Origin of the sequence: Neisseria sp. MVDL19-042950 (genome assembly GCF_030504625.1) — a bacterium.
In the GTDB taxonomy this organism is placed as follows: Bacteria; Pseudomonadota; Gammaproteobacteria; order Burkholderiales; family Neisseriaceae; genus Neisseria.
In genome coordinates, this window is record NZ_JAUKWH010000010.1 from 72,071 (window position 1) to 82,689 (window position 10,619).

Annotated in this window: 10 protein-coding genes; 7 read left to right on the forward strand and 3 right to left on the reverse strand. The window is 48.4% G+C overall.

Annotated elements, in window-relative coordinates:
- Positions 1-43: 43 nt before the first annotated feature.
- A complete protein-coding gene (locus tag Q0X97_RS09355) occupies positions 44-640 on the reverse strand; it encodes a tyrosine-protein phosphatase (RefSeq protein ID WP_302066699.1) in 597 nt (198 codons plus the stop codon).
- A gap of 158 nt (positions 641-798) precedes the next feature.
- Positions 799-1,947, reverse strand: a complete 1,149-nt coding sequence (locus Q0X97_RS09360; RefSeq protein WP_302066700.1) for an FAD-dependent monooxygenase — start codon at positions 1,945-1,947, stop codon at positions 799-801.
- Between the two features lie 209 nt (positions 1,948-2,156).
- On the opposite strand from Q0X97_RS09360, the gene surE reads away from it, so the two are divergent.
- The 7 genes from surE (at position 2,157) to Q0X97_RS09395 (ending at position 9,380) form a co-directional block, all read left to right on the forward strand.
- On the forward strand, positions 2,157-2,909 hold the full coding sequence (surE, locus tag Q0X97_RS09365) for a 5'/3'-nucleotidase SurE (protein ID WP_302066701.1): 753 nt from the start codon (positions 2,157-2,159) through the stop codon (positions 2,907-2,909).
- Positions 2,909-3,568, forward strand: coding sequence for a protein-L-isoaspartate(D-aspartate) O-methyltransferase (locus Q0X97_RS09370; protein ID WP_302066713.1), 660 nt, complete (start codon positions 2,909-2,911; stop codon positions 3,566-3,568). The genes surE and Q0X97_RS09370 overlap by 1 nt, the downstream gene beginning before the upstream one ends.
- Positions 3,569-3,651: 83 nt before the next feature.
- Positions 3,652-4,599 carry a peptidoglycan DD-metalloendopeptidase family protein gene (locus Q0X97_RS09375; protein WP_302066702.1) on the forward strand — a complete coding sequence of 316 codons (948 nt, stop codon included), beginning with the start codon at positions 3,652-3,654 and terminating at the stop codon, positions 4,597-4,599.
- 289 nt (positions 4,600-4,888) lie between these two features.
- Entirely contained in the window at positions 4,889-6,661 is a 1,773-nt protein-coding gene (locus tag Q0X97_RS09380) for a Na/Pi cotransporter family protein (protein WP_302066703.1), read from the forward strand.
- Positions 6,662-6,840: 179 nt separating this feature from the next.
- Entirely contained in the window at positions 6,841-8,112 is a 1,272-nt protein-coding gene (gene tilS, locus Q0X97_RS09385; protein WP_302066714.1) for a tRNA lysidine(34) synthetase TilS, read from the forward strand.
- Positions 8,113-8,185: 73 nt separating this feature from the next.
- Positions 8,186-8,785, forward strand: a complete 600-nt coding sequence (gene rpoE, locus Q0X97_RS09390; protein WP_085389551.1) for an RNA polymerase sigma factor RpoE — start codon at positions 8,186-8,188, stop codon at positions 8,783-8,785.
- A 4-nt stretch (positions 8,786-8,789) separates the two neighbouring features.
- Entirely contained in the window at positions 8,790-9,380 is a 591-nt protein-coding gene (locus Q0X97_RS09395; protein ID WP_302066704.1) for a sigma-E factor negative regulatory protein, read from the forward strand.
- Positions 9,381-9,525: 145 nt separating this feature from the next.
- Here the strand turns inward: Q0X97_RS09395 and hemB are convergent, their stop codons facing one another.
- Positions 9,526-10,530 (reverse strand): porphobilinogen synthase, encoded by a 1,005-nt coding sequence (gene hemB / locus Q0X97_RS09400; protein ID WP_302066705.1) that lies wholly within the window; start codon positions 10,528-10,530, stop codon positions 9,526-9,528.
- Positions 10,531-10,619: the final 89 nt, after the last annotated feature.

A 10,619-nucleotide genomic window follows, 5' to 3' on the forward strand; every position in this document is an offset into this window, starting at 1 on the left:
TATCTGTCAGGCAGGGCGGCAGGCAAGCCGGTTGTGTTCTCCGTTAATTATTTTTTGATTGTTCCCGTAATGTTTTCAGATGGATTTTTACTTGTTCTACATTGTCGTGGCTGAACAGGCTTTCGATGTTTTTCCAAATGCTGTGGAAACCGTAGGGGCCTTGCAGCATTTCGGCTTTGGCTTGGTCGACCGTCCAGCCGTGGTAAACGATGCGGTACATTCCCGAAATCAAGCCCGTGCGGTCCGCCCCGTGGTAACAGTGTACCAACACGGGGCCTTTTTTCTGTTGCTGCTCGATTAGAAACAGCGTTTGGGCAATGTCTTGCGGGCGGATGCGCCATGTCAGCAGGGGGCTGTTGATTAAGGCGATATTGCGGTTTGCCAAAAGGGTGTCGTTGTTGTTGCGGTCGAAAAAGCGCAGGTTTACCACGCTTTTGATACCCAGTTTTTCAATCGTGGCCACATCGTCGTTTACCGGTTGTTCGCTGCGGAACAGCAAATGGTCGACGCGGTAGAGATTGGCATCGCGTTTGACGACGGTGGCCCAGCCCAAAGGTTTGGTATTTGCGCCGGCAGGCAGTTGTTCCGCTCGAGCAAAACAGCTTAAGGCCAATACTAAGATGCTGAGTGTGATGCGCATATAAAATTTCCGTTTCCCGTTTAAGCCGGATAAAAGTTTAAGCGGTTGTTGCAATAATATTCTATTTCCAATTAAAAATGGGCTGCCGTTTGAAAATTCAAGATAAGGCCGTCTGAATGGCGTATCGGGTTTTCAGACGGCCTCCGAGGGCTTGGTGCTTATAGCCCCATCGCATGTTTGATCAAACGGTTTTTTACCGCCGGTGCGGCGTTGACCAGATTCAAGCCGGTGTTCCGCAGCCACGGCAGGGCAGGGAGGTTTTTACCGCCAAACAAATGAAACAGGCCGTCGCAGCCGAGCTGCATGGTGCGGACGGGTTCCAAACGGTTTCGGGCATATTGTTTCAAAAGTTGGTATGCGCCGATATCGGGTGCATTGCGGCTGATTTCAGCGAACTCGATCACGTCGCCGAATCCCAGATTGACACCTTGTCCGGCGAGCGGGTGGATGGTATGTGCCGCATCGCCCATCAATAAGATGCGTTGTGCGACGGTGGATTCGGGGCGGCGCAGGATTAAGTTGAAAGCAAAAGCCGGCGAGAGCGGCGAAAGTTTGCCGAGTATGTTTTCGCCTTGCCGCGTAACCGCTGCGGCCAAATCTTCGGGGCCGAGGGAAGTCAGTTTTTCCGGTTCGCCCGTACTCCAAACGATGGAGATTTTTTTATCGGGCAGTGGCAGATAAGCCAGCACTTCGCCGTTTTTAAACCATTGGAACGCTGTGCCGCAGTGGTCTTTTTCGGTATAAAAGTTCGCCACCACGCCATGATGGTGGTAGGGATTTTCTTTAACCTGAATACCTGCTTGGCCGCGCACCCATGAATTTGCACCGTCCGCCCCGATAATCAATTTGGCTTGCAGCGTTTTGCCGCTTTTCAAAGTAAGAGAGGCCGTCTGAATATTAGTTTCCAGTTTTTCGGCGGTTTCGGTAATAACGGGAATGCCCAATGTGCGGATTTGCCGCCACAAGCCGGCGAGCAGCCAGCGGTTTTCGGCAATGCAGGTCAAATGCGGCGCATGGATATCGGCGGCATTAAACTCAATGCGTCCGCCGTTGTCGCCGCGAACGTCCATGCGGGCAACCGGCTGGATACGGCTTTCAGACGGCCAGACCTCAAGCGATTGCAAAAAGGATTGGTTGGCGGGGCTGACGGCATAAATGCGTGCGTCCCAGCCGTTTTCGAGCAGGGCGGCATCGGTTTCGGGAGGACGGATTTCCAAAAGGGCGACATCCCGTCCCTGCCGCTTGAGCGCAACGGCTGCCGCCGCACCGACGAGGCCGCCGCCGATAATCAGTATGTCGTAAGTCATAATGATGGCCAAGTTGTGTTTGCAGTTGATTATACCTGTTTCAGACGGCCTATTCGGGTTTGGAGGGAATACAATACAAATACAGGCCGTCTGAAAAATTTATCGGTTGGAAAATCAACAAAATTATGCCGATAAAACTTACCATTGGCAAAATAGACACTCCACGCGGCAATCGGTAGAATTAATGCCGTCTGAAAATAAGGTAAGCCATGAATATTCTGATTTGTAACGACGACGGTTATCTCGCCCCGGGGATTGCTATTTTGGCGCGTGTTGCGGCAGAGTTCGCCAACGTGCGCGTGGTCGCCCCCGAACGCGACCGCAGCGGCGTGAGCAATTCGCTTACGCTCGACCGGCCGCTGCATATCCGTCAAGCGGATAACGGCTTTTATTACGTGAGCGGCACACCTACCGACTGTATTCACCTCGGCTTGCACGCAATGCCCGAATTCAAGCCCGATTTGGTGCTTTCGGGTATCAACAATGGTGCCAATATGGGTGATGACACACTGTATTCGGGCACGGTCGCCGCCGCCACCGAAGCATTTCTGCTCGGAATCCCAGCCGTAGCGTTTTCCCTCAACGATTTTAGCGGCCGCTATTGGGAAACCGCCGAAAAAGCAGTTTGGATGATGCTGGAGCATTTGTTAAAGAATCCTCCCAAGCAGCCGGTTTTGTGGAATGTGAACATACCCGCCGTTGCGCCCGAAGATATTCAAGGATGCAGGATTACCCGTTTGGGGCGCAGACACCATGTGCAGAGTGTCGTGCCGACCCGCAATCCGCGCGGGGAATCGGTTTACTGGATCGGCCCGGCCGGAGATGTGTCCGACCGCGATGGCGGTACCGATTTTGCCGAAAGCGAAGCGGGCTATATCACCGTAACGCCGCTGCAAATCGATTTGACCGATTACGACGCTATGGCACGTGTAGCCGGTTTTTGGCAGGGGGTGATGCCGTGATGCAAGCGAATTGGACAGGCTTTGAAAACCGCCGCCGCCGCATGATTGAACGTTTGGCACGAATGGGCATCGGCGAGTATGTTTTGCAGGCGATGGACCGTGTACCGCGCCATCTTTTCGTTGAAGAAGCTCTGCAAACCCGCGCTTACGACGAAATGTCGCTACCGCTCGGTTTGGGGCAGACGATTTCCCAGCCTTACACCGTTGCCAAAATGACGGAGCTATTGTTGGGGAGTGCTCCACAAAACATGCGGCGGGTATTGGAAATCGGTACAGGCTGCGGCTATCAGACCGCCGTTCTTCTCGCATTGGATCTGCCGGAAATTTATTCGGTGGAGCGCTTGCGCCCGCTGCACGAACGTGCCAAGCAGCATTTGCGCGCGGCGGGATTGTTGGCCAAAGCACGCACGGTTTGCGGCGACGGCTATCTCGGATTGCCGGAAGTGGCTCCGTTCGACGGCATTCTGGTTACTGCCGCACCTTCCGAAATACCACTTGCATTATTGCAACAGCTTGCCATCGGAGGGCGCATGGTGTTGCCGCTTGACGAAGGCGGCATACAATACCTGTGGCTGATTGAAAAAACGCCTCAGGGATACCGCGAAACCTGTGTGCAGGAAGCCAACTTTGTACCGTTAGTCAGCGGTATGGATACTTAAATCCTAAAGACTTGAGAGCAAGGCATAATTTGATTATGATATGCCGCGATTCCGAATTCAAACCAAACAGAAGGTAAGAAAATATGTTGAAAAAAACCGCATTTCACACCGGTTCGGCTGCCCTGATTTTAATGTTGGGTGCCTGTTCATGGCTTCAGCAGCCCGCAGCTCCCGTTACGGCTGGCACGTCAGGTTCGGTATCTTCGCAAACCGGTAAAAACAATCCGTATGGCGCAACACCTTACGAGCCGAATGCGGCGGGCACAAGCGCTGCTACGCCCGAGCCTTATACTCCGCCTCCCGCCAGCAGTGCTCCGGTAAGCAGCGGTGGCGGTGCTTACATACCTTCTAATGCACCAGTCGACATCAATGCCGCTACCCACACTGTTGTGCGCGGCGACACGGTTTACAATATCGCCAAACGCTACAATATTACTCAAGACAACGTGCGCGAATGGAATAATCTGGCCGACAACACCATCAGCGTAGGCCAAACCCTGCGTGTGAAACCCGCAGGCTACGTTGCTCCTGCCGGCACGGCTTCAGCTTCTACTCCTGCTCCCGCTCCTGCATCTAAACCCGCTCCGGTTGCAACGCCGGCCAAACCCGCTCCCGCCGCCGAACCTGTGAAGACTCCGACCGTATCGACGGGCAGTACGCGCACCGTTTCCGGCATTACTTGGCAGCGTCCTACCGCGGGTAACATCATCACTCAATTCGGCGGCAGCAGCAAAGGCGTGGATATTGCAGGCACTGCGGGGCAAGCTGTGGTTTCGGCTGCCGACGGTAAGGTGGTTTATGCCGGTTCCGGACTGCGCGGTTACGGTAATCTGGTTATCATTCAGCACAATACCACTTTCCTAACTGCTTACGGTCACAATCAAAATCTGTTGGTAAAAGAAGGCCAGACTGTGAAACGCGGCCAAACAATCGCGCGTATGGGCAATACCGATGCCGACCGTGTTAAACTTCATTTTGAAGTGCGTCAAAGCGGCAAACCTGTGAATCCTACTCAGTTTGTTGCATTTTAATAAGTAATTTTTCTAGGAAGGCCGTCTGAAAACACGAATTTGGGTTTTCAGACGGCCTTTTCTTAAAATAAGAAAAGAATGTTACGAGGCCGTCTGAAACGAGTTTTCAAACGGCCTCATGTGTCGGTTTATAAGAATGCCGGTAAACCGTTGCCTGTTGAGCCTTTGGCTATTCCTACGCGTTGCCGTTTTGAAAAATAAATTAACTTTTACGGCTATTTATGAGTAACAAAATAGTTGGCTATAATTGCCCCATTTTTATAACTGTATAATAAATTTAGGGAAATACATGAGAAACGTCTGGAAGCCATTGTTAGTTGCCTTATTGCTCACTGTGTTGGCTTATAGTTTTTGGTATAGCGCGCCTTGGCTGAAGCTCTGCTACGGTTTGGCCTTATTTCTGTTCGGTATGCAGTGTATTGAAGAAGGTTTGCATAATACGGCCGGTGGTACATTGGAGCGGTTGATGGCGAAAAGCACCGCAACGCCGGGCAAAGGTTTGTTTTTCGGTATAGTTGCCACTTTTATTTTGCAATCCAGCACCTTGGTGTCTTTGCTGACGATTGCCTTTTTGAGTACCGGTTTAATTACGTTGGCCGGCGGGATCGCTGTAATTTTAGGTACGAACTTAGGAGCGACCAGCGGCATTTGGCTGTTGGCCATGGCGGGGCAGAGCATCAGCTTGAGTCCTATTGCCATACCCATGCTGGTGTTCGGCATTCTGGCAGGGTTTTTCAATAGCAAAGCCAAAGCCGTCGGAAGAGTGTTGGTAGGTATTTCACTGATTTTTATCGGAATTGATGCCATTAAAAACGGCTTCCAAGATTTGGGCGGGCAGGTGGACTTTGCTTCTATTCAGGTGAGCGGCGTGGCAGAAATTGCCATTTTCAGCGGTATAGGTTTGCTGTTGACGATTGTTTTGCAATCTTCACATGCCACATTGATTCTTACTTTAGCGGCTTTGGCCGGCGGACAAATCAGCTTGGCGCAAGGTTTTGCCATTGCGGTCGGTTCTAACGTGGGCAGTAGCATTTCAACCGCTTTTGTCGGCATGCTCGGCAGTGAATGGAGCGGCCAGCGTTTGGCATTGGCACATCTGCTGTTTAACGTGGTTACCGCAGTGTTGTCATTGTTGCTGTGGTTGCCGCTAACCAAATTCGTAACGTTGCTTGCCGCATGGACAGGCATGGGTGCGCTATTGCAACTGGCTTTATTTCACACGTTATTCAACGGCTTGGGGCTCGCGGTATTTTGGAAGTTGCAAAATCAACTTGCGGGGAAACTTCTGCGATGGTTGCCGGAAAAAGCAGAAGCCGAATTGTTGCCGGAAGACAGCAAGCCCGTCCGCGCCCGTTATTTGAACGACAATATGCTGCGTGCAGGAGATACGGCTTTGCGGGCGGTGTTTAAGGAAATCAAACACCTGAGCGCGTTGAGCTTGGAAGTTATCTGCCATGTGCTGTTTATACCGGCGGAGCGGTTATATCAGAGTAATGTCAATCCGGATGAAGAATTGCCTCCCCCCGAGCCGCCGCTGCATTTGGATGTTCAGGCGTATTATGAAAGCCAAGTGAAGCCTCTATACAGTGATGTGTTGGACTTTACCAGCAAAATCGATATTGACGGTGCAGAACAGCAGCAACGGCTCACTACGGCACATATGGCAGCGTTTAAAATGGTGGAAATTATTAAAGAAAGCAAGCATTTGCAGAAGAATATGCAGATTTATTTGCAGCAGCCCGATTCGCCGGCATTTAACGACTATATGCGTTTGCGCCGCCATTTGTTTAAAACGTTAATCTTATTCCGCCGTGTTACGGCATTGCCCATCAATACCCCGGAATGGGAGGAAGAAGTGGATAAATTTTCCAAACATATTGATTCTTTGGAAAATCTTCGCGCCCGTATATTGGTAAAACTGCGTAATAAGCGAATTAGCGGCTGGCAAACTTCTTCGTTGATGAATGATATCAACTATGCACGCCGTATCGGTTGGGGAATGCAGGAAATTATCCATACGGCCGATTTGGATTTCTCATCGAAAGAGCAGCTTGCAGCATGAAAGCAGGCCGTCTGAAAAGCATCTTTCAGACGGCCTCCGCGATATAATACCGACTTAACACCTCAAATCATTGTTTCCGACTCATGAACAACCCCCAAACAAAGTGTAAACATCCCTATGCAAATAACCTGTTGGAACAGGTGGCTGACGCATGGCCGCAGCATTTGCCGCCTCAGACGGTGATTGAAGTCGGATTGAGCGGCGGTTTGGATTCCGTTGTGTTGCTGCATTTATTGTCATGTATGCGCAAACGGTTCAGATTTGTTTTGAAGGCAGTGCATGTACACCATGGGTTGAATGAAAAAGCAGACGAATGGGCTGCTTTTTGCGGTACTTTATGCGATCGGTTGGATATTCCGCTTCGGCTGGAAAAAGTGTGTGTTGAGAAAAACGGCTTGGGCATAGAAGCTGCAGCGCGAAAAGAACGCTATCGTATTTTTTCAGACGGCCGGAGTGATATCGTGGCGTTGGCCCATCATCGCGGCGATCAAGTGGAAACATTTATGCTGGCAGCCATGCGCGGCGGGGGATTGCGTGCGTTGTCGGCCATGCCGGAGTGGAGGGCGTTGAATGAACACACGCAAATATGGCGGCCGCTTCTGGGGTTCACACGTGAACAACTGGCCGACTATGCCGACATGCATGGTTTGATTTATGTTGAAGATTCCAGCAACCAAGACTCGGGCTTTCTACGCAATTGGTTACGTAACGATGCTTTGCCTGTTTGGCGCGCCCGCCTACCGCATCTCGACAACCATATAATCGGTAGTATCGCATCATTGCAGAATGAGCTTGCCTTGCTGGATGAAATTGTGCAGCAAGATTATCAATATATCTGCGCCACAGGAACATTTGATTTGCAACGTTGGCGCAGTTTGAGTGAAGTGCGTCGGTGGCAACAATTATGGTATTTTGCCAAGATTCACGAATTGGGTGTGCCGACAGCAGAAAGTATCGCCGATTTTTCACGTGTACTAAATAGTATTCAGACGGCCTCTGCGGAATGGCAACTGCCAGACGGGCGGATTTATGCCTATCAAAACCGTTTGTTTGTTCAAAAAAACGGATGGGAAAAAGAATGCACATGGATTGGAAACGAGCAGATTTTGGCTGGCCGTCTGAAAAAAATATTGCCGGAAAACGGTTTTACCTTGAGGCATAATTTGTTTGGAGTTTGTGAAGAATTGTTAGAGAGTCAAGGGTGTGTTAGGGCGGCAAATGCCGATGATGTCATTGCATTGACCGTTGGTCATAAAAGTGTTCGAAAAATTTTACAAGAATGCAAGATTCCACCCTTTGTGAGGAAATATTGGCCGATTGTAACGGATAGCCAAAATAAATGTTTGGCTATTGCCAATATTTGGGTAAGCGTTCATTATGGCTGTCAAAATGGGGTATTGCCTGTTTTCGACAAATTTAATTGCTTTGTTTTGGAACCAAAGCAGAGGTAAAGTGTCTCATGCTCAACAATGTGCGCTTTACCTTTTCTATGTTTGTAATCTCGTAATCAAATAAAGGTCTGACATGAATGATCGTAAAATCGATCAAGCATTGGTAGAGCGTGCACAAAAAGGCGAACATAAAGCGTTTGAATTACTGGTATCAAAATACCAGCGTCGTCTTACTCGTTTATTGTCTCGTTTTATTAAGGACGAACACGAAGTAAACGACGTAGCGCAAGAAGCCTTGATAAAAGCGTATAGAGCCTTGCCTAATTTTCGAGGGGAAAGCGCTTTTTATACATGGCTTTATCGTATTGGTATCAATACGGCTAAAAACTTTTTGGTCACTTCCGGCAAACGGCCTTTTGTAAGCGCCGATGTCGCAAATGACGAAGGGGATGTTCTCGATTTAGCCGATCAGCTTGCCGATCATCACACACCGGAAGCTGAAATGATGAATCGGGAGATTTTAGAAACAGTAGAGGCAGCTATCGCCAAGCTGCCCGATGACTTACGGAAAGCCATCTCTTTGCGAGAGATGGAAGGTTTGTCTTACGAGGAAATTGCTCAGATAATGGACTGTCCCATCGGTACCGTACGCTCGCGAATTTTTAGAGCACGCGAGGTAATCGCTAAAGATTTAAGGCCGTTGTTGGATACGTCTGAAGACCAAAGGTGGTAAAATAATGAACCAAAACAAAGATTTAGAATTTGTATCTGCCGCCATGGATGATGACAGTTTATCAGAAGAGGCACTTGATAAATTGTTATCTGATAGTGATGCTCAGCAAAAATGGTATGAATATCATTTGATTCGCGATTATATGCAACATGCGAAATCGGCTGTGGGCAAAGATATTGAATTAACAAATGAAAGAATTCTTTTAACACAATCTGCTACGACAGAAAGCAAACAAGTTTTTGTGGCGCGCCCTGTTGCTTCTACATCTAACCATGCTTTCCGCGGTTTTGCCGTGGCAGCCAGTGTATTGGCTGTGGCTGTTGGTGTATGGCAATTCTGGCCGCAAATGAATACTGAAAGTGGTGCTAATGTTGTCGAACAGTCTGCTCCTGCGAAACCAACTCAAGCGGAAATTGTTTCAGTAGGTGGAAATGCAGTAGCAAAAAATAATGCAGTAGCTAATGCCGAGGCACAAGGAGCCGTAGTTCCGAATGCTGCAAAGGCTGCTCAAGCAGCGGAAACAGTTGAAAAGCAGACTGCTGTAAGAGTAGAGAAATTGCCGGTAGGAGAAGGTGTTGCCAGTGCTGCACATTAACCAGTCTATGGAAAGTTGCTATTGATTCTCTAAAAGCCGCTTGAAATTCAGGCGGCTTATTTTTTTTAATAATATAATCAGGATTAATTTAAGCCGTCTGAAGCATTGTTCAGACGGCTTAAATAATATCTTTCAAAAAATGTGTTTATATTTTATGCAATTGTTTGGCAGCTTCAATGGCGTAGTACGTTAAAATACCATCCGCACCTGCTCGTTTAAACGCCAATAAACTTTCCAAAATCACTTTGTTGCCATCAAGCCAACCATTTTGAATGGCAGCTTGCAACATGGCGTATTCTCCTGATACCTGATAAGCATAAGTCGGTACGCCAAATTCATCTTTTACTCTGCGTATTACGTCTAAATAAGGCAGACCCGGTTTTACCATTACCATGTCAGCTCCTTCTTGTATATCCAAAGCAACTTCTTGCAAGGCTTCATTGGTATTTGCAGGATCCATTTGGTAGGTGTATTTATCAGCTTTACCTAAATTCGCAGAGCTGCCTACCGCGTCACGGAATGGGCCGTAAAAAGCAGAAGCATATTTGGCTGAATAGGCCATTATACGAGTGTGGATATGTCCTGCATCTTCTAATGCCTCACGAATGGCACCAATACGTCCATCCATCATATCGGAAGGAGCAATAACCTGTGCTCCTGCAGCAGCATGGCATAAAGCTTGTTTAATCAAAACATCAATTGTTTCATCATTTAAAACATAGCCGGCGTTGTCAATCAATCCGTCTTGACCGTGAATGGTATAAGGATCTAGGGCAACATCGGTCATAATACCCAGTTCAGGGAAGGCTTCACGTAATTTTCTTACTGTGGTAGGAACTAATCCATCTGGATTGTAAGCCTCTTCCGCAGTCTCAGTTTTGTTTCGTGTGATTACTGGAAATAAAGCTAACATAGGAATACCTAATTCAACGGCCTTTTCCGCAGTATATAAAAGTTTATCAAGACCTTGTCTTTTAACTCCCGGCATGGACGCAACTGCTTCTTCTTGGTTTTGCCCTTCTAAAATAAAAACAGGATAAATCAAATCATTAACCGTTAGAGTATGTTCGTGCATCAAGCGTCGAGAAAAATCGTCTTTACGCATACGTCGCATGCGAGTGGAGGGAAAGGGGCGGAAAGGAAAATTCATACATGTTCCTTTAAGGAAGAAGTTAGTAAATCAAAAATTGTTTTGTCAAAGCAAACGATTTAATTTTAAGGGGTAAAAGCAGTTGTACG

Excerpts from the sequence above, each read along its gene's own strand:
- Q0X97_RS09355 (WP_302066699.1), bottom strand. The coding sequence starts at position 640 with ATGCGCATCACACTCAGCATCTTAGTATTGGCCTTAAGCTGTTTTGCT.
- Q0X97_RS09360 (WP_302066700.1), bottom strand. The coding sequence starts at position 1,947 with ATGACTTACGACATACTGATTATCGGCGGCGGCCTCGTCGGTGCGGCG.
- surE (WP_302066701.1), top strand. The coding sequence starts at position 2,157 with ATGAATATTCTGATTTGTAACGACGACGGTTATCTCGCCCCGGGGATT.
- Q0X97_RS09370 (WP_302066713.1), top strand. The coding sequence starts at position 2,909 with ATGCAAGCGAATTGGACAGGCTTTGAAAACCGCCGCCGCCGCATGATT.
- Q0X97_RS09375 (WP_302066702.1), top strand. The coding sequence starts at position 3,652 with ATGTTGAAAAAAACCGCATTTCACACCGGTTCGGCTGCCCTGATTTTA.
- Q0X97_RS09380 (WP_302066703.1), top strand. The coding sequence starts at position 4,889 with ATGAGAAACGTCTGGAAGCCATTGTTAGTTGCCTTATTGCTCACTGTG.
- rpoE (WP_085389551.1), top strand. The coding sequence starts at position 8,186 with ATGAATGATCGTAAAATCGATCAAGCATTGGTAGAGCGTGCACAAAAA.
- Q0X97_RS09395 (WP_302066704.1), top strand. The coding sequence starts at position 8,790 with ATGAACCAAAACAAAGATTTAGAATTTGTATCTGCCGCCATGGATGAT.
- hemB (WP_302066705.1), bottom strand. The coding sequence starts at position 10,530 with ATGAATTTTCCTTTCCGCCCCTTTCCCTCCACTCGCATGCGACGTATG.